This is a genomic window from Stappia sp. TSB10GB4, from assembly GCF_900185745.1.
GTDB lineage: Bacteria > Pseudomonadota > Alphaproteobacteria > Rhizobiales > Stappiaceae > Stappia.
In genome coordinates, this window is record NZ_FYAV01000025.1 from 1 (window position 1) to 18,903 (window position 18,903).

Consider the following 18,903-nt stretch of genomic DNA (forward strand, 5'->3'; position numbering starts at 1 on the left):
GCGACAGCGCCGTGCCCTCGGCCTTGAAGCGCCGCCGCTGACGGGCGCGCTTCACCAGGCCGTGACGGTCGAGCACCGCATGCACCGTCGACCTGGCCGGAATGCGCACGTCGCCCGCCAGCCTGCGAACCAGCAACTCCTTGATCTTGCGCGCGCCCCAGTGCGGCTTGGCCCGCTTGCTCTCCACGATCAGCCGCTCGATCTGGCCGGGCAACTGGTTGGCATAGCGTACCGGCCGGCGTGAGCGGTCGGTGAGCGCCTCCAGCCCCTCCTGCCGGTAGCGATCCCAGATCTTGTAGCCGGTCTTGCGCGAGATGCCGAACTCGCGGCACACATCGCTCATACTCTCGCCGTCCAGAAGACGGCCGACGAAACGTACTCGTTCGTCCATTACCGAACACTCCTTCCACGGCATCAACACCTCCCGCAAAGCGAAAAGTGTTACCCATGTGTCCGGTACGGTCTGTCACCTATGTCTCAGGCCGCACCCCCCACGATCAGGTTGCTGGCGCGGCCACAAGGGCTTAACTAGACAAACGCTCCGGGGCGGCTTTCGGAGGCCGCGAAGCAGAGGAACAGACCATGGCGGATGAGCAGACCGGTGCCGGCAACGGCGCGCCGGAGACCCCTTCCACCTTTCCGCGGGGACTGCTGGCGGGCTATCGCGCCTATCGGGAGCACTCCCACAAGCCGCATCGCACCGATTACGAGCGCCTTGCGATCTACGGGCAGCAGCCGGAAGTGATGGTGATTTCCTGCTGCGACAGCCGGGTGGCGCCCGAAGGCATTTTCGCTGCCGGACCGGGCGAGCTTTTCGTGGTGCGCAACGTCGCCAATCTGGTGCCGCCCTATGAGCCGGACAACGATTACCACTCGACCAGCGCGGCGCTTGAATTCGCCGTGCAGGCGCTGAAGGTGCGCCATATCGTGGTGCTCGGCCACTGCCAGTGCGGCGGCGTCAAGGCGTTCCTCAACCAGGATGCCACGCCGCTGTCGCCGGGCGATTTCATCGGCAAGTGGATGACGCTGCTCGAGCCGGCGGCGGAGTTCCGCTGCCTCAAGGTGGAGCGCGACGAGGATCCGCAACTCGCCATGGAATATGCCGGCATCCGGCAGTCGCTGGTCAACCTGCGCAGCTTTCCCTGCGTACGGATCCTCGAGGAAAAGGGGCGCCTGTCCCTGCACGGGGCCTGGTTCGATATCGGATCGGGCGAGTTGCGCATCCTCGATCCGGCGAGCGAGCGTTTCGTCGCCGCCCCGGCCTTCCTGGCCGCCGGCTTCGTGCCCGGCGGTTGAGGGCTACTTCACGCCTTCCAGGTTGAGGCTGACGAGGCGACCGGTGTCTTTCTCCATATGCGGCAGATAGGCCTGGGAGTAGTCGTCGAGGCCGCTATGCTCGGTCGTGCGCCAGTCCCAGCGGCGCACGGAGGTAAAGCCGACCTCGATCAGCGCGGCCGACAGGGTTTCCTCGTCGAAGACCATCTTGTGATAATCGTACTGATCGCGCTGGCCGCCGACCAGCAAGCCCAACACCTGCGGCAGGGCGATGCCGTTCGAGGGGTCGAGGTAGAGTTCGGCGGCGGCACGGAAATCCGGGACGGCGATCCGCAGCACGCCGCCCGGCGCCAGCACCCGGCACCACTCGGCGAGGACGTCGCGATACTCCTTGCGGCCGAAATGCTCCAGCACGTGGCAGGCATAGATCAGCCCGACGGTGCCGTCGGCGATGAAGGACAGGTCCTCGACCGGGCCGATACGGTCGACATGCGGATAGTCGAGCGCATCGACATGGTAGAAGCCGGGAATGTGCTTCACGCCGCAGCCGAGGTGGAGTTTCTCGATTTTCATTGGGTGCTGCCCGTTCTGCCATCGGCGCCGAGAGCGGCGCGGTTTTCCAGATACCAGCGGATCGTCTGCCGGATGCCGTCCTCCAGCGCCACACGCGGGCGCCAGCCGAGCGCGTGCAGGCGGCTGGACTCCATTAGCTTGCGCGGCGTGCCGTCCGGCTTGCTTGCGTCGAAGCGCAGGGCGCCGGTGAAGCCGGCCTCACGGGCGATCAGCGTCGCGAGATCGCGAATCGAGATTTCCTGGCCAGACCCGACATTGATCGGCTCGTCGCCGTCATAGGTATCGAGCAGGAAGACGATCGCGTCGGCGAGGTCGTCGACATGCATGAACTCGCGCAGCGGCGTGCCGCTGCCCCATATCTCCACCGCTTCGGCGCCGGCCGCCCGCGCCTCGACGAACTTGCGGATCAGGGCCGGCAAGACGTGGCTGGTTGCGAGATCGAAATTGTCGTTCGGCCCGTAAAGGTTGGTCGGCATCGCCGAGACATAGGACAGCCCGTGCTGGCGGCGATAGGCCTGGCAAAGGTAGACGCCGGCAATCTTAGCGATGGCGTACCACTGGTTGGTCGGCTCCAGCGGCCCTGTCATCAGCGCCTCCTCGCGGATCGGCTGCTCTGCAAACTTCGGATAGATGCAGGACGAGCCGAGGAAGACGAGACGGCGGACGCCGTGATCGGCCGCAGCGGCGATCACGTTTGTCTGGATCTGCAGGTTGTCCTGCAGGAAATCCACCGGTTGGCGGTCATTGGCGAGAATGCCGCCGACACGCGCGGCGGCCAGGATCACCGCATCCGGTCGTTCGCTGGCGAAGAACGCTGTCACCGCGTGCTGGTCGGTCAGGTCCAGTTCGGCGCGGGAGCGGGTGATGAGCTCGGCATTCTCGCGCGCCAGACGGCGGCAGATCGCCGAGCCGACCATGCCGCGATGGCCGGCGACGAAGATCCGGCGCGGCGCGACGGCGGTGCTGTCTGCCGTCATCGCCTAGTCCTCGCGGCCATAGGCGCGGCGGGCATGGCGCTCGACGCGCAGCAGCTCTAGATCCGCATCCACCATCTCGTCGACCAGTTCGGCAAAGCCGGTCGTGTGGGTCCAGCCGAGCCGTTCGCGCGCCTTGGTCGGGTCGCCGAGCAGAAGGTCGACCTCGGTCGGGCGGAAATAGGCGGGATCGATGGCGACCAGCGTCTCGCCGCTCGCCCGGTCGCGGCCCGTCTCTTCCACGCCCTCCCCCGACCAGACGATCTCGCGGCCGACGCGGGCGAAGGCGCGCTCGACGAATTCGCGGACCGTATGGGTCTCGCCGGTTGCCAGGACGTAGTCGTCGGGCTCGGGCTGCTGCAGGATGCGCCACATGCCTTCGGCATAGTCCCGGGCATGGCCCCAGTCGCGGCGGGCATCGAGATTGCCGAGATAGAGCTGCTTCTGCAGTCCGAGCTCGATGGCGGCGACCGCGCGGGTGATCTTGCGGGTGACGAAGGTCTCGCCGCGCAGCGGGCTCTCATGGTTGAAGAGGATGCCGTTGCTCGCGTGGATGCCATAGGCCTCGCGGTAGTTCACCGTGATCCAGTAGCCATAGAGCTTCGCTACCGCATAGGGCGAGCGCGGGTAGAAGGGCGTCGTTTCGCTCTGGGGGGTCTCGCGGACCTTGCCGTAAAGCTCCGAGGTCGAAGCCTGGTAGAAGCGGCAGGATTTCTCCATGCCGAGGATGCGCAGGGCCTCCAGCAGGCGCAAAACGCCGGTCGCGTCGGCATTTGCCGTGTATTCCGGCGTCTCGAAGCTGACCATGACATGGCTCTGGGCCGCGAGATTGTAGATCTCGACCGGCTGGATCTCGGAGACGAGGCGGATCAGCGAGGAACTGTCGGTCAGGTCGCCGTAATGGAGAAAGAAACGGCCGCCTTCTTCATGGCGATCCTGGATCAGGGGGTCGATCCGGCCGGTATTGAACGAGGAGGAGCGGCGCTTCAGCCCGTGCACCTCGTAGCCCTTTTCGAGCAGGATACGGGCGAGATAGGCGCCGTCCTGGCCGGTCACGCCGGTGATGAGCGCGCGGGGTGCAGTCATGTTTGTCCCTGTCGGATGCCGGAAGAACGGCCTTGTCGGTCGTTCCTCCTACTGCACGCGACGGACAAGGGCAACCGCCGCCATGTTTCCCGAGAGGATGGGCGACGGCGGGTGCGCTCGGCTGGGGCGTCGCGTCGGACGCGGGGACTTCAACTGCAATAGGCGAGCTTGTCCGGCTGGACCTTGAGCAGCGCGTCGCGGAGCTTGTCGAGTGCGCGGCTCTCGATCTGGCGTACGCGCTCTTTGGAGATGCCGAGCTTCTGCCCGAGCGCCTCCAGCGTCTCGCCTTCCTCGCTCAGACGCCGCTCGCGGACGATGCGCAGCTCCCGCTCGCTCAGCACGCCGAGCGCGGTTTCCAGCCAGCGCGTGCGCCGCTCGGTGTCGATGACGCCGCCGACGGTTTCCTCCGGCAGGGGATCCTCGCTGACGAGGAAGTCCTGCCGATCGGCGCCCGAACCGTCCGATTCCAGAACGGGCGCGTTCAGCGAGGTGTCCGGCCCGGACAGGCGGGCGCTCATCGCCGCCACGTCCTGCACCTTCACGCCCATCGTCTCGGCGATCTTCTCGACCAGCTCGTTCTCGCTGATCTGGGTCGTGCCGCTGGACAGTTTCGCCCGCAGACGGCGCAGGTTGAAGAACAGCGCCTTCTGGGTCGACGAGGTACCACCACGGACGATAGACCAGTTGCGCAGGATATAGTCCTGGATCGAGGCGCGGATCCACCAGGTGGCATAGGTGGAGAAGCGCACCTCCCGTTCCGGCTCGAAGCGCGAGGCGGCCTCCAGCAGGCCGATATGGCCCTCCTGGATCAGGTCGCTCATCGACAGTCCGAAGTTGCGGTATTTCGCCGCCACTGCGATGACAAGGCGCATATGCGCCAGGCTCAGGCGGTCGAGCGCAGCCTGGTCGCTCTTCTCGCGCCATGCGATGGCGAGTTGCTGTTCTTCCTCGCGGCTGAGATAGGGCGCGTTCATCGCGGCCCTGACAATCTGACGCCGGTTGCCCGAAAGATAGCTCACGGTGTGTCCCTCCGCGTCCCGGCCCCCCTCGGGAGGCCCGGCACCGGGTGGGCGGCTGCCGCCACGACCGGTACCTTCGTCTGCATTCGTTTTCGATACGCTGCCAGGGTGTTTTCGGTTCAGTCCGAGGGCCCGCGCGTGTCGCGTCCCGTGTCGGCCGGATGGCAGCACTGCTCAAGGTCGAGCATGACTCCTCCATACGATCAGGACCAATAGGAGTTCATCCAGATCGCAATAAGTTTACCTGATTGATCGGGCGGCACTGTGGCATTCCGTTCAAATCGTTGAGCGAAAAGAAAAACGCCCGGCGCTGGTGGCGCCGGGCGTTGAAGGTCCTGACGGGCCGATGCCGCGTTCATGCGGCTTCGGTCTGTTCCCCGTCCTCGTCTTCGGTCGCGGCGGCCGCCTTTCGGCTGGTCGACTTGGCGAGATTCTGTTCGATCTGGCGGATCGCCTCGGTGTCGGAGCACTTGTTGACGGCGGCGATTTCACGCGACATGCGGTCGAGAGCCGCCTCGTAGAGCTGCCGCTCCGAGTAGGACTGCTCCGGCTGACTCTCGGACCGGTAGAGATCGCGGACCACCTCGGCGATGGCAATCAGGTCGCCGGAATTGATCTTCGCTTCGTATTCCTGCGCGCGGCGGCTCCACATGGTGCGCTTGACACGCGGACGGCCGCGCACGGTCTCCAGCGCCTTCTTTACCGCTGTGGCATCCGCCAGCTTGCGCATGCCGACGGTCGCGATCTTGGCGACCGGAACACGCAGCGTCATCTTATCCTGTTCGAAGTTGATCACCAGAAGCTCAAGCGCATATCCCGCGACGTTCTGTTCCTCGATGGCGGTGATCTGTCCAACGCCATGGGCGGGATAGACAATGAATTCGCCAGTCTTGAAACCTTGTCTCTGCGCGGTTTTCTTCATCGTTGTTGCCATACGCCTATGCTACTCCTGCGCAGTTGCGGCCAGAAGCCGGGGGCGTCGCGCACGGCGGCGCCCGTCCATGGAGAAAACGCACAACCACCGGCTTGTGGCGCACCACAATCCGTCGGAGTTCGTTATTCGATGATCAGCCGACCGAACTTTGGCCTCGATCAGATCTAGGAGGGATGCCGCCCCCCTCCGCATATGGCGAAGGGTTCGCAACCATAAAAAAACCTCCGCGTGGAGGGGGAGACCACTGGTTCGGTTACTGAGGAAAAGACTATAGCACAAAACTTGTGGATTTCAAAACGTGACGCTTCGCCCCTTGAATTTCGCTACAGGGCATCACTGCAGCGCCGCCAACAACGGCGCGGCCGGTAGCTGTGGTCGATCGCGTCGGGCTCAGTCTCCAGAGCCCGGTTCCGGGGAGAAATAGGCGTCGAACTTGTTCGGCTTGCCGTCGAAGTCCTCGGCCTCGGGCAGCGGGTCCTTCTTGACCGTCAGGTTCGGCCACTTGGCGGCATATTCGGTGTTGAGCTCCAGCCACTTCTCCAGGCCCGGCTCGGTATCCGGCTTGATCGCATCCGCCGGGCATTCCGGCTCGCAGACGCCGCAGTCGATGCATTCGTCGGGGTGGATGACGAGCATGTTCTCGCCTTCGTAGAAGCAGTCGACCGGACAGACTTCAACACAATCGGTGTACTTGCACTTGATGCAATTGTCCGTGACGATATAGGTCATCGCAATCCTCTCGCGGCGCCAGTCATGCCGTCGCCATGTCGCGGCTCTTCGATCGAGGCCCGATCTCCGTTCCGCAGTTGCGGTTCGAAGGTGCAGTCCGATACGGGGTTCCGGGTCCGGCCAGGCCGGGAGACCAGAGCGTGCCGGCCAGTATGCGGGCGGGTCTTGCTGCCTGCGTACCGGGTTTGGCGATGGGCTTCAAGTTCGGAATATGTTGCCGATGATAGCTGGCGGGAAAGATTTTTCTCCGCTTCGCCGGCCTCGCGCGAGCGGGCGATATGTCGCAGCCTTGCCGGCGCAAGATCACCGCAGTTCAGCCCCGTCGTTCAATTCGTGTCGGTGAGGCGATCGATCTGGCGTCGCTGGCGCTTGGTCGGCCGGCCGCTGCCCCGGTCGCGCCGTCCGGGTGCCGGGCCGTCCTGGCCGAAAACGCTCGGTTTGCCGGCGGCGGCAGCGTTCTCGCCCTCGCCAGCGTCCTGCGCATCCTCCTCGGAAAGCGATGGGGCGCCGGGAGGCGGCGCCAGATCCTCGTAAAGAAGGCGGGCTTCCGGCGCCGGCCCCCTGCGAGCGCCAGGTGCCAGCACCTTCAGCACCAGCACCCGGTTCGCGACCGCGATCGTCAGGACATCGCCGTGGCGGATCGCCTTTGCCGGGGCCGAGGCCTTGTCACGATTGACCCTGACGTGGCCGCCGGTCACCAGCTTCTGGGCGAGGCTGCGCGACTTGACGATGCGGGCGAACCACAGCCACTTGTCGAGCCGCTGCGGCGTCATGTCCGCGGGCGGCGCGGCTGGTCCGGTGGAGGTGGTCTCGCTCACCTGTGCGGCAACCCTGCATCATCCCGGCCCGCTGCCCGTGTCGCGACGGGTCAGGAGCGCGGCTTCTTCTCCAGATCGGCCTTGAGCGCGGCCAGTTTCGCGAAGGGCGAGTCGGGATCGATCTCGCGCGCAGGGCGTTCCGGTCGGCCGCCACGCGGACGTTGGCCTTCCGCGCGCGGGCCCTCGGGCCGGCCTTTGCCACCGGCCCTTGCCTGGTCAGATCGGGCCTGGTCTGAGCGGGGCCCGTCGGGCCGCCCTTGCTGGCGGTTGCCGCCCTTGCCGAAGCCGCGCCCCTTGGTCCGCTGCTTGTGATCCTGTCCGTCCGCGCTCTGCTGGCCGTCCTGTTCGTGGCGGCGGCCTCCGCGTTGGCCCTCGCGCTGGCCGCCGGCGCGCTGACCGCCCTGCGGCCGACGGTCGCGGCGGCCGGGGCGCCAGACCTCGATGGTGACCGTTTCCTTTGCGCCATCGGCCGCGTCTGTGGCGGCAGAGGCGTCCTGTGCCGGTTCGGCCGTTGCCGTCGCGGTTTCGGTTGCGCTCGGCTCTGCCGGTGCGGCGATCGGGGCGTCTTCCGGCAGGCGTGCCGACTTGTCTGCTTCGGCGGGCGCCGGCGTCGGCTGGTTCTCCGCCCGCTCTTCCGACTGAGTTTCCGTCGGAGCGTCGGTTGCGACCGCCTCGGCGGCGGGAGGCGACGCGGCTTCCGGCTTCTGCGTCGCTGGCCGGGCGATTTCGCGGGTCTCGGAGCGATAGCTGAGAGATTTCAGGACGGCGGCAAAGTCCTCGCCGGCGCAGCCGAGCAGCGACGTCATCGCCACGGTCACGGTGAAGCCGCCGCCTTCGGCAACGGCACCGTCCGGTGGCGACACATCCGCATCGAGCGGCTTCCAGGCCAGAAGCGGACGGATCAGGTCGGCGAGGCGCTCGAGAATGTCGATGCGCACGGCGCGGGGTCCGCAGACGCGGAAGCCGACGACCTTGTACAGAGCCTTCGAGATCTGTGGGTCGACGGTAATCGACGTGCGGCCCGAGGCCGAGAGCTGAGGCAGTTCGGCAAGACCCGGCATGTCGGGCTCGCCATGTTTCAACGCCCAAAGCTGGGCAATCAGCCGGCTCGGGGCCGGCTTCAGCAGGGCTGGCACGAAAATATGATAGGCGCCGAAGCGCACACCGAGGCGGCGCAGGCCCGCGCGCATGGACTGGTCGAGCTGGCGGACGTCTTCGGCGATCTCCGAGCGGTCGAGAATGCCGAGCGCTTCGACGAGGCGGAAGGCGATGCCGCGGCCGAGACCCTCCAGGCCCTCGCCGATCTCGAGATCGCGCAAGGGCTTGAGCACCGTGTCGATATGCGCACGCAGCCACAGGACGAGGCGTGCCTCGACCTTGTCGCGGTCGGCCGCCTCCAGGGTCTCCTCGCACAGGACGATCAGGCCCGGGGTGAGCACCGTTTCGCCGGAGATGACCCGGGCGACGATCTCGCCCTGCCAGCGCAGGATGCCATCGGAGGCGAGCGCGAAATCCTCGTTGGCGCCGCGCGACAGGCGGTCGGCGCGCTGGGTGAGTTCGCTGGCCAGCGCCTTCTGGGCCGCAGCGCGCAGCGCCTTGACGTCCGGCCCATCGGCGGAGGGGTCTGGCGCAAAGCGGAAGCCCTGCAGTTGTCCGACGTGCTGTCCCTCGACAAGCACATCCCCTGCCGATGTAATTTCCGCTTCAAGCATGGCGTTCTCTCTCAGCCGTCGCATCAATACGCTCGTCCGCCGATCGACGAAGCGCTGGGTAAGCCTCTCGTGCAAGGCGTCGGACAGACGGTCTTCTACGCCGCGCGTCACGCCTTGCCAATGGGCGGGATCCGCAAGCCAGTCACCACGGTTGGCGACAAAGGTCCAGGTGCGGATGTGGGCAATGCGGTTTGCCAGCGTGTCGATGTCGCCGTCGACGCGATCGGCGAAGGCGACCTGGCGGGCGAACCAGTCGTCGGGAACCACCCCGTCGCGGGTCAGATGGGCATAGAGCCCGGCGATCAGGTCGGCGTGGTTGGCCGGCGCGATCTTGCGGTAATCCGGCACCTGGCACACGTCCCAGAGCAGGCGCACCCGCTCCGGCGACGAGGCGACACGGCGGATCGCCTCGTCGCGCAGGGCATGATCGAAGGCGGTCTCGTCGGCCGAGGGCGGCGCGCGGGTCAGACCCTGCTCCCGCGGTGGCTCGTCGAGCGTGCGGCGCAGGCTTTCGACGCTGTCGTAGTCGAGCGCGCGATTGCGCCACTGAAAGACCTTGAGGGCGTCGAAACGGTGGCTCTCGAGGGCTGCGACCAGTTCCTCGTCGAAGGGATCGACCCGGCCGGTGACGCCGAAGGTGCCGTCACGGGTGTGACGGCCGGCGCGGCCGCCGATCTGGCCCATCTCGGCAGGTGTCAGCATCCGGTACTGGTAGCCGTCGAACTTGCGGATGCCGGCGAAGGCGATGTGATCGACATCGAGATTGAGGCCCATGCCGATCGCGTCGGTGGCGATCAGGTGCTGCACGTCGCCGTTCTGGAACAGCTCCACCTGAGCGTTGCGGGTGCGCGGGCTGAGCGAGCCGAGCACCACGGCCGCGCCGCCGTGCTGGCGACGAATCAGCTCGGCGATCGCGTAGACCTCGGAGGAGGAGAACGCGACCGCGGCGGAGCGTGGCGGCAGGCGGGTGATCTTCTTCTGGCCCGAATAGGCCAGCACCGACATGCGCGGCCGGGTGATGACGTTCAGGCCGGGCAGCAAACGCTCCAGCAACGGGCGCGCCGTGGCCGACCCGAGCAGCAAAGTCTCCAGCGTGCCGCGCATGTTGAGGATGCGGTCGGTGAAGACGTGGCCCCGCTCGAGATCCCCTGCGAGCTGCACCTCGTCGATGGCGACGAAGTCGGCGACAAGATCGAGCGGCATTGCTTCCACGGTCGATACCCAGTAGCGGGTCCCGGCGGGGATGATCTTCTCCTCGCCGGTGACCAGAGCCACCTTGTCCTCGCCGACCCTTTGAGCGATGCGGCCATAGACCTCGCGCGCCAGCAGGCGCAGCGGCAGGCCGATGATGCCGGTCTCGCGGGCGATCATCCGTTCGATGGCGAGATGGGTCTTGCCGGTGTTGGTGGGGCCGAGGACGGCGGTCACGGTACGCGCGCGGGCGACCGGCGGCAGCGTTGTCCATGTGGGGCCTGTGGTGCCCCCGGCCGAAGACGGCCTCGATTGTCCGGAATGAAGCATTGGCTGGAGCTGTGCTGTGCGATCCGTGCCACGGCGGAGCCCGCCACGATCCGTTGCGAAATAGAACCGCGCGACGGGATGGCGCCGGGGTCCGGATAGGTTTGTCGGCGGAAGCGTCAGGCGACCGCAAACCCGTTGGCTCGACAGGTAGCACAGACGGTCGCGGGCTGTCGCCTGCTGTTTTCCACAAGCGGGGAGGGGCGACGACCGCCGGGCGGGACGCCCCGCTTCGGTCCGTTCCGGCAGCGCGAAAACCGACCTGCGTCAGGGTGAACAGAACGAGTCCGGAACAAAGCCGGACCGAATCGATGACTCGCACGGATTCAGGTTTCGTTCTCTACGACATGTTGTGGAGGCAGAGGATCACGGGGCGAAATCGTGAATCTGCTCAAGGATTTGAGTCGACCGATTCGGATCCGGTCGAATTTCTTGGCGCTGCGAAACAGATTTCCATCCCGTTAACCAGCTCGATAAAATTCGAACTGCAAAATTCACGTTTGTCGAAACCGCGAACGAAGCCTGTCCGAATCGCTGACAGACAGTTGTTCCTGATATGTTCATTCGATATGTTGTGCCCGGCCGAAGCGGGCATAGCGGATGATGAGGGCGGGGTCGCGGGCGGTCGGCGGGTCTCGCGAAACGGGTTTACCCGATCGTTTCATTCCGGGACGATTTGCCGGCAGACATTTGCGGGGCCTATCGGTCCTCTCGTGCCTGCCATCTTCCCTTGTTGCGGTGCAACAGCTAGAACGCGGTGACGCTAAGGCACTGGCGCCCTCTTGCGGGGTGCTTGTCAGGAGGAGGGGCTGACTTGGCAATTCGGAAGATTCTCGTCGCCAACCGTTCGGAGATCGCAATCCGCATCTTCCGCGCGGCCACCGAACTCGGCATGCGCACCGTGGCTGTCTATGCGGAGCAGGACAAGCTGGCGCTGCACCGGTTCAAGGCCGACGAAGCCTATCAGATCGGCCGAGGCGCGCATCTGGCGGAGCCGCTCGGACCGATCGAGGCCTATCTGTCGATCCCCGAGATCCTGAGAGTGGCGAAGGCGGCGGGCGTCGACGCGATCCATCCCGGCTACGGGTTCCTGTCGGAAAGCCCCGAATTCGCGGAAGCCTGCGCGGCGGCGGGCATCGTCTTCATCGGTCCTTCGCCGGAGACCATGCGCCGGCTCGGCAACAAGGTGGCGGCTCGCAATTTGGCCGTGGAAGCAGGTGTTCCGGTGATGCCGGCGACCGATCCGCTGCCCGACGACATGGACGAGATCCGCAGGCTCGCCGCGGAGATCGGCTATCCGGTGATGCTCAAGGCGTCCTGGGGCGGGGGCGGGCGCGGCATGCGCGTCATCCGCGACGAGGAAGCGCTGTTGCGCGATGTGGCGGCGGCCAAGCGCGAGGCCAAGGCAGCCTTTGGCAAGGACGAGATCTATCTGGAGAAGCTGGTCGAGCGGGCGCGGCACGTGGAAGTGCAGATTCTCGGCGATGGGCATGGCAACCTGGTGCATCTGTTCGAGCGCGACTGCTCGATCCAGCGCCGCCACCAGAAGGTCGTCGAGCGAGCGCCTGCTCCCTATCTCGGCGCCGACCAGCGCGCGGAACTATGCGAGTACGGCCTCAGGATCGGCCGCGCCGCGGACTATCGTGGCGCGGGAACCGTCGAGTTCCTGATGGATGCGGACAGCGGTCGCTTCTACTTCATCGAGGTCAACCCGCGCGTCCAGGTCGAGCATACGGTGACGGAGGAGGTCACCGGCATCGACATCGTCAAGGCGCAGATCCGCATCGCCGCCGGTGCGATGATCGGCGAGCCGGCCTCCGGCGTGCCGGCGCAGGAGGCGATCCGGCTGAACGGCCATGCCCTGCAATGCCGCATCACCACCGAGGATCCCGAGCAGAACTTCATTCCCGATTATGGCCGGATCACCGCCTATCGCGGCGCCACCGGATTCGGCATCCGGCTCGATGGCGGCACGGCCTATTCAGGCGCGGTGATCACCCGCTACTATGACCCGCTGCTGGAGAAGGTGACGGCCTGGGCGCCGACGGCGGAAGAAGCGGCGCAGCGCATGGACCGGGCCTTGCGCGAGTTCCGCATCCGCGGCGTTGCCACCAACCTGGTGTTCCTGGAGAATGTCATCGGCCACCCGGATTTCCGGGCCAACGCCTACACGACCCGCTTCATCGACGAGACGCCGGCGCTGTTCCGCCAGGTCACCCGGCGCGACCGGGCGACCAAGCTGCTGACCTATATCGCCGACGTCACCGTCAACGGCCATCCGGAGACCCGAAACCGGCCGCGCCCGTCCGGCGATGCGCCCGCACCGGTCGCCCCGCTCTATAACGGCGAGATCCGCATGGGGACGCGGCAGCTTCTCGACGACCTGGGGCCGGAGGGCTTCGCCGACTGGATGAAGGCGGAGCGGCGGGCATTGATCACCGACACGACCATGCGCGATGCCCACCAGTCGCTGCTGGCGACGCGGATGCGCAGCTTCGACATCGTCGCGGTGGCCGATGCCTATGCCCGCGGCCTGCCGCAGTTGTTCTCGCTGGAATGCTGGGGCGGCGCCACATTCGACGTCGCCATGCGCTTCCTGACGGAAGATCCCTGGGAGCGGCTGCGGGCGGTACGTCAGCGCGTTCCCAACATTCTGCTGCAGATGCTGCTGCGCGGGGCCAACGGCGTCGGCTACGCCAATTATCCCGACAATGTGGTTCGCGACTTCGTTGCCCGCGCGGCGGAAACCGGCATCGACCTGTTCCGCGTCTTCGACTGCCTCAACTGGGTCGAGAACATGCGTGTCTCGCTCGATGCGGTGATCGAGGCGGAGAAGCTGTGCGAGGGCACGATCTGCTACACCGGCGACCTGCTGGATGCGGCGCGGCCGAAATACGACCTTGCCTACTACGTCAAGCTGGCGAAGGAGTTGGAGCGTGCCGGCTGCCATATCCTGGGCGTCAAGGACATGGCCGGGCTGATGAAGCCGGAGGCGGCGCGGCGACTGTTCGCTGCGCTGAAGCAGGAAGTCGGCCTGCCGATCCACTTTCACACCCACGACACCTCCGGCATTTCCGCCGCCACCGTGCTGGCCGCGGTCGAGGCGGGCGTTGACGCGGTCGATGCCGCGATGGACGCCTTTTCCGGGCTGACCTCGCAGCCGGCGCTGGGCTCGCTGGTCGCGGCCCTGCGCGACGGGCCGCGCGACACCGGGCTCGACGCGAAGGCGATTCGCGAGATCTCCTTCTACTGGGAGGCGGTGCGGGCCCAGTACCGCGCTTTCGAGAGCGATCTCAAGGCGCCGGCCTCCGAGGTCTATCTGCACGAGATGCCTGGCGGCCAGTTCACCAACCTGAAGGAACAGGCCCGCTCGCTCGGCCTCGAGACCCGCTGGCACGAGGTGGCGCAGGCCTATCACGACGTCAACATGATGTTTGGCGACATTGTCAAGGTGACCCCCTCGTCCAAGGTGGTCGGCGACATGGCGCTGATGATGGTGGCGCAGGGACTGACGGTCGCCGACGTGCTGTCGCCGACCAAGGAGGTCGCCTTTCCCGAAAGCGTCGTGCAGATGATGCGCGGCGATCTCGGCCAGTCTCCCGGCGGGTGGCCGACGGACATTCAGACAAAGGTGCTGAAGGGCGAGGCGCCGATCACCGTGCGTCCCGGCTCGCTGCTGGCGGCCGACGACCTGGTAGCCCGGCGCAAGGAACTGGAAGAAAAGACGGGCGACGTCTCCGACACGGACCTTGCCTCCTATCTCATGTATCCGAAGGTCTTCACCGACTTTGCCGTGGCGCGCGATCGCTACGGTCCGGTCGATGTGCTGCCGACGCCGGTCTATTTCTACGGGTTGCCGGCGGGCGAGGAGATGATGATCGACCTGGAGCCCGGCAAGACGCTGGTCGTGCGAACCCAGGCGGTCGGCGAGACCGACGAGACCGGCGAGCGCAAGGTGTTCTTCGAACTCAACGGCCAGCCCCGCATCATCAAGGTGCCGGATCGGGCGCATGGGGCCGCCGGCGCGGCGGTGCGGCGCAAGGTCGAGGCCGGCAATGCGGCGCATGTCGGCGCGCCGATGCCGGGCGTCATCTCCACCGTCGCGGTGAAGCCGGGTCAGAGCGTGTCGCCGGGCGATGTGCTTGTTTCCATCGAAGCCATGAAGATGGAAACGGCGCTGCACGCCGACCGCGCCGGTACGGTGGCGGAGGTGCTGGCGAGCCCCGGTCAGCAGGTGGATGCGAAGGACCTGCTGGTGGTCTTCGAGGCGGAGGGCTGACGGGTCGATGGTGCTGAGGATCGCCGCCGCCGACCTGCGCCGCGTGTTCCTGCACCTGCAGGGTCTGTCCGATGTGCCGTCGCGGCGCCTCGGGCAGGCGGAGCTGTGCGACATCATCGACCGCCTCGGCTTCGTCCAGGTCGACAGCATCAACACGGTGACGCGGGCCCATCATCAGATCCTGTTCTCGCGCAACCAGACCTATCGCGAGACGCAACTGACGGGTCTGCTGGAGCGCGACCGGGCGGTGTTCGAGAACTGGACCCATGACGCGGCGGTGATCCCCTCCAGCGCCTATCCCTACTGGCGCCATCGCTTCGCCCGCCAGAGGGACCGGCTCAAGGCGCGCTGGACGAACTGGCACGGGCACGACTTCCACGGCGAGATCGACCGGGTGCGCGAGCATGTGCGGGCCAATGGCCCGTCGCGCGGCCGCGATTTCGACGGCGAACGTGCCCGCAAGGAACCGGGCTGGTGGAACTGGCAGCCGGGCAAGACGGCGCTGGAGTATCTGTGGCGAACCGGCGAGATCGCCGTGACCGCGCGGGACAATTTCGCCAAGGTTTACGATCTCTCCGAGCGGGTGATCCCGCGCGAGCACTTCGAGCAGGACGTCAGCCACGAGGCCTTTGTCGACTGGACCTGCCGCGAGGCGTTGCAGCGGCTGGGCGTTGCGACATCGGGCGAGATCGCGGCCTTCTACGATCTTGTTTCGCCGGAGGAGGCGAAAGCCTGGTGCTCGGAGCAGGTGGGCGTGACCATCCTGCCGGTGGAGATCGACTTCGGGCCGGGTCAGCCGAAGCGCGCCAGCGTTGCGCGACCGGATATCGAGACCTTGTTGAGCGAGGCGCCTGAGGCGCCGGCGCGGGTGCGGACGCTGAGCCCGTTCGATCCGGTGCTGCGCGACCGCAAGCGGGCGGAGCGCCTGTTCGGTTTCTCCTATCGCATCGAGGTCTTCGTGCCAGCGGAGAAACGCAGCTACGGCTACTATGTCTATCCGATCATGGAAAAGGACCGGATGATCGGCCGGGCCGACATGATCTGCCGGCGGGCCGAGGGTGAGCTGCTCGTCACCGCCTTCTGGCCGGAGCGCGGCGTGCGGCTCGGCGAAGGCCGGTTGGCGCGACTGGAGGCCGAATTCGCCCGCATGGCCCGGTTCACCGGCATGGAACGGGTCGTGTTCGCGGAGGGCTGGCGGCGCGAGCCCGTCGGCTGACGCGCCGCGCCGGATAACCCGACGGATCTGCGAGGACGGATCGGCTTTCAGTCCTTCGTGGCGAGGATGCGCTCGATCTGGCTCGGCGGATGCCCGGTCAGCGTCTTGTCGACCTCGGCGACGATACGGCTCGCCACCTCCTTGTGAAAGGCCTTGCGCAGGTCGCCCAGCGTCATCGGCGGAGCGACGACGACGAGTTTCGAAAAACGGCCCTTGTGGGCTTCGCGGTAGAGCGTTTCGGCGATGAGCTTGGCAAAGCGATGCTTCTCGATCATGTGCCAGTCGGTCGGCTCCATGGCGCTGCGGTGCGGACCGGGGCCATCGTTGCGCCGACCGGGGGCGTCTGTGCCTTGTTGCGACGTCGGCGGATTGTCCTGTTGCAACACCTGCAGGACCTCGAAATTCGGGTAGTCGGCATCTCCCTGATTGCGGAAGAACAGCGCTTTCTCGCCGTCTCCGACCAGAATCCAGCTATCGTGCTCGATGCGCAGCCCGCTCATGTGAGGTCTCCCTTCTTACGTGCCGAGCCCGCTCGTGACCGGTTCCGCCGGCCTGGAGCAGGCATCCAGACCTGAAGGACACGTAGGTACGATCGCAGCCCGTTTGAATGGCCTGCGTCAGAGTTTCGCCGTCTCCCGGGCAATGAGGTCGTGGCATCCCTGGTCGAGCATGCGGAAGACCGCGTCGAAGCCGTTCGGACCGCCATAATAGGGATCGGGCACATCGTGAGGGAGAAAGCGCCGGATTTCGGCACGGCAGCCGGTCGGTGCGCGGGCCTGAAGATCGGCGAGATTGTCGGAATCCATCGCCAGGATGAGGTTGAATCTCGTGTAGTCCGCGTCACTCACCTGGCGGGCGCGCAGGCGCGACAGATCGATGCCGTTGCGGGCGGCGACCGCCACCGAGCGCGGATCGGGTGCCTTGCCGATATGCCAAGAGGCGGTGCCGGCGCTGTCGACGGTGACGGAGCCGCCGAGACCGGCGGCTTCGATCCGCTGCCGCAGGATGCCCTCTGCCAGCGGCGAGCGGCAGATATTGCCAAGACAGACGAACAGGATTGCGGTCACGAATCCCTCGCTGGTTGGTTGGTCTGGTCGCGCCCGGCCACGCCGAGGCCCGACATCGCGATGGGGTTGCAGCCCTTGTCAGGCCGCGCCTGTCGTGGTCCGCTTTCCGGGTTGGGTCGCCGCCGTCGGCGTCCGTTTCCAGGAGGAGGTCGCCATGACCGAAAAGCTGTCGCCCGCCGCCCGCTCCGACGCGCTTGCTTCCCTGCCCGGCTGGCGGGAGGTGGAGGGACGCGACGCGATCACCCGGACATTCACGTTCAAGGACTTCAACGCGGCCTTCGGTTTCATGACGCGGGTGGCGCTCGTTGCCGAGAAAATGAACCACCATCCCGAATGGTTCAATGTCTATCGGACCGTCGAGGTTGTTCTGACGACCCACGATGCCGGAGGGCTGAGCGAACTGGACATCCGGCTGGCCCAGAAAATGGATATGCTGGCGGACAACTGATGGCGCGCCGAGGTCAGCCTCGTTCGAGGAGGAAGATGTGGACGTCGTTCTCCCCGGTCTGTCGCGACACCAGCCTGTGTCCCGCCTCCTGGCAGAAATGCGGGATGTCGATCACCGACATCGGGTCGGTCGAAAGCACGCGGATCAGGGCTCCCGCCTCGAGGCGAGTCATGGCCTTGCGAGTCTTGAGAACCGGGAGAGGGCATTTCAGGCCCTTCAGATCCAGCTCCAGATCGACCTTGTCCACTGCGCGCTCTCCACCGATATGAGAGGCAGTCCGGCCCCTCGGATCGACCTCCGCCAGCCGTTCCGGCTGGGCACTCCCGACCCTGAAGACAAGACAGGAGAATATGTCCGTGACCAGCAGTGGCAAGCCCGATGCGTTCGACATACTGGATTTCTGGTGGATGGCCGGACCGCAGAGGTGGTTCGTCCGCAACGAGGCCTTCGATGCGGAGATCCAGGCGCGGTTTGGGGATCTTGTCGAGCCGGCGCGGGACGGGGCCCTGGATGCCTGGGCGGACACTCCGCATGGGGCGCTCGCCCTGCTGCTGCTGCTCGACCAGTTCCCGCGCAATCTGTTCCGCGGCAATGCACTTGCCTTCGCTTCCGACGAGCGCGCGCGCCGTATTGCCGGAGGGGCTCTTGCCGCCGGGTTCGACCGGGCGTTTCCGAAGGAGGCGCGCCCCTTCTTCTATCTGCCCTTCGAACATTCCGAGGACATGGCGGATCAGGAGCGAAGCGTGGATCTGTTCCGCCGCCATGGCGATGAACAGGGATATCTCTATGCCCTGATCCATCTCGACGTGATCCGCCGGTTCGGCCGTTTCCCCCACCGCAATGCCGCGCTGGGAAGGGAGACGACGCCGGCTGAAGCGGCCTATCTTGCCGATGGTGGCTTCAGCGCCTGAGTGGAGCGCACAAAATTTGTGCACATAATTTAGCCGCATCCACCTGTCGGATATGGCTATTTTTTGTGCAGACGAAGGTGCTTCGAGAGGGCGGCCCCGAAGCCGGAAAGGTGACCTGCAGACTTTTCATATCTTATTGTTTTACATTTGTTTTTCTTCACGATCTGCCCGTCTGTCCGGCCATATTTTGCGCCGCAGCACGAACTGGCACGCTCCTTGATAACTGAGAACCGGCGTCAAACGGATCGCCCGGCTACCAGGCTGTGGTGGCGGCCGCGATCCGCCAGATCAAGCCGAGACGCGCCTGCCGCAATGGGCCGGGGAAGCGAAGCAGGGAAAGGAAC

Annotated in this window: 17 protein-coding genes; 5 read left to right on the top strand and 12 right to left on the bottom strand. The window is 66.0% G+C overall.

Features of this window, described 5'->3' with window-relative positions; genetic code table 11:
• Positions 1 to 415, bottom strand: a 415-nt coding sequence (locus TSB10GB4_RS02495) for a helix-turn-helix domain-containing protein (protein ID WP_186394428.1), incomplete at its 3' end; no start/stop codon positions are given.
• Between the two features lie 167 nt (positions 416 to 582).
• On the opposite strand from TSB10GB4_RS02495, the gene TSB10GB4_RS02500 reads away from it, so the two are divergent.
• Positions 583 to 1,296, top strand: coding sequence for a carbonic anhydrase (locus tag TSB10GB4_RS02500; RefSeq protein WP_186387709.1), 714 nt, complete (start codon positions 583 to 585; stop codon positions 1,294 to 1,296).
• A gap of 3 nt (positions 1,297 to 1,299) precedes the next feature.
• Here TSB10GB4_RS02500 and TSB10GB4_RS02505 read toward each other — a convergent pair whose 3' ends face one another.
• From TSB10GB4_RS02505 to TSB10GB4_RS02540, 8 genes are all read right to left on the bottom strand, one after another.
• The gene (locus TSB10GB4_RS02505; protein WP_186394429.1) at positions 1,300 to 1,848 is read right to left on the bottom strand and encodes a methyltransferase domain-containing protein; all 549 of its coding nucleotides are present in this window, start codon (positions 1,846 to 1,848) and stop codon (positions 1,300 to 1,302) included.
• Positions 1,845 to 2,825 carry a GDP-L-fucose synthase gene (locus TSB10GB4_RS02510; RefSeq protein WP_186394430.1) on the bottom strand — a complete coding sequence of 327 codons (981 nt, stop codon included), beginning with the start codon at positions 2,823 to 2,825 and terminating at the stop codon, positions 1,845 to 1,847. The genes TSB10GB4_RS02505 and TSB10GB4_RS02510 overlap by 4 nt, the downstream gene beginning before the upstream one ends.
• Positions 2,826 to 2,828: 3 nt before the next feature.
• A complete protein-coding gene (gene gmd / locus TSB10GB4_RS02515) occupies positions 2,829 to 3,908 on the bottom strand; it encodes a GDP-mannose 4,6-dehydratase (RefSeq protein WP_186394431.1) in 1,080 nt (359 codons plus the stop codon).
• A gap of 149 nt (positions 3,909 to 4,057) precedes the next feature.
• Positions 4,058 to 4,927: an RNA polymerase factor sigma-32 gene (locus TSB10GB4_RS02520; protein ID WP_208984372.1), complete on the bottom strand. Its 870-nt coding sequence runs from the start codon at positions 4,925 to 4,927 to the stop codon at positions 4,058 to 4,060.
• A 355-nt stretch (positions 4,928 to 5,282) separates the two neighbouring features.
• A complete protein-coding gene (locus TSB10GB4_RS02525) occupies positions 5,283 to 5,861 on the bottom strand; it encodes a CarD family transcriptional regulator (protein WP_186387704.1) in 579 nt (192 codons plus the stop codon).
• Between the two features lie 390 nt (positions 5,862 to 6,251).
• Complete coding sequence (fdxA, locus tag TSB10GB4_RS02530) at positions 6,252 to 6,590, bottom strand: ferredoxin FdxA (protein ID WP_186387703.1); 339 nt, start codon at positions 6,588 to 6,590, stop codon at positions 6,252 to 6,254.
• A gap of 326 nt (positions 6,591 to 6,916) precedes the next feature.
• Positions 6,917 to 7,363, bottom strand: a complete 447-nt coding sequence (locus TSB10GB4_RS02535) for an RNA-binding S4 domain-containing protein (RefSeq protein ID WP_186394455.1) — start codon at positions 7,361 to 7,363, stop codon at positions 6,917 to 6,919.
• Between the two features lie 95 nt (positions 7,364 to 7,458).
• On the bottom strand, positions 7,459 to 10,641 hold the full coding sequence (locus TSB10GB4_RS02540; protein WP_371328845.1) for a helicase-related protein: 3,183 nt from the start codon (positions 10,639 to 10,641) through the stop codon (positions 7,459 to 7,461).
• Positions 10,642 to 11,452: 811 nt separating this feature from the next.
• On the opposite strand from TSB10GB4_RS02540, the gene pyc reads away from it, so the two are divergent.
• Both pyc and TSB10GB4_RS02550 read left to right on the top strand, forming a co-directional pair.
• Entirely contained in the window at positions 11,453 to 14,917 is a 3,465-nt protein-coding gene (pyc, locus tag TSB10GB4_RS02545; protein WP_186394432.1) for a pyruvate carboxylase, read from the top strand.
• Between the two features lie 7 nt (positions 14,918 to 14,924).
• Positions 14,925 to 16,133, top strand: a complete 1,209-nt coding sequence (locus TSB10GB4_RS02550) for a winged helix-turn-helix domain-containing protein (protein ID WP_186394433.1) — start codon at positions 14,925 to 14,927, stop codon at positions 16,131 to 16,133.
• A gap of 47 nt (positions 16,134 to 16,180) precedes the next feature.
• On the opposite strand, the gene TSB10GB4_RS02555 is transcribed toward TSB10GB4_RS02550, so the two are convergent.
• A complete protein-coding gene (locus tag TSB10GB4_RS02555) occupies positions 16,181 to 16,633 on the bottom strand; it encodes a host attachment family protein (RefSeq protein WP_186387700.1) in 453 nt (150 codons plus the stop codon).
• A 117-nt stretch (positions 16,634 to 16,750) separates the two neighbouring features.
• Complete coding sequence (locus TSB10GB4_RS02560) at positions 16,751 to 17,200, bottom strand: low molecular weight protein-tyrosine-phosphatase (RefSeq protein WP_186394434.1); 450 nt, start codon at positions 17,198 to 17,200, stop codon at positions 16,751 to 16,753.
• Between the two features lie 94 nt (positions 17,201 to 17,294).
• Between TSB10GB4_RS02560 and TSB10GB4_RS23940 the strand changes: the two genes are divergently transcribed.
• Positions 17,295 to 17,648: a 4a-hydroxytetrahydrobiopterin dehydratase gene (locus tag TSB10GB4_RS23940; protein ID WP_371328846.1), complete on the top strand. Its 354-nt coding sequence runs from the start codon at positions 17,295 to 17,297 to the stop codon at positions 17,646 to 17,648.
• A gap of 13 nt (positions 17,649 to 17,661) precedes the next feature.
• Here TSB10GB4_RS23940 and TSB10GB4_RS23760 read toward each other — a convergent pair whose 3' ends face one another.
• Positions 17,662 to 17,895: a sulfurtransferase TusA family protein gene (locus tag TSB10GB4_RS23760; protein ID WP_244296431.1), complete on the bottom strand. Its 234-nt coding sequence runs from the start codon at positions 17,893 to 17,895 to the stop codon at positions 17,662 to 17,664.
• A 103-nt stretch (positions 17,896 to 17,998) separates the two neighbouring features.
• Between TSB10GB4_RS23760 and TSB10GB4_RS02575 the strand changes: the two genes are divergently transcribed.
• Positions 17,999 to 18,559: a DUF924 family protein gene (locus TSB10GB4_RS02575; RefSeq protein ID WP_186394437.1), complete on the top strand. Its 561-nt coding sequence runs from the start codon at positions 17,999 to 18,001 to the stop codon at positions 18,557 to 18,559.
• Positions 18,560 to 18,903: the final 344 nt, after the last annotated feature.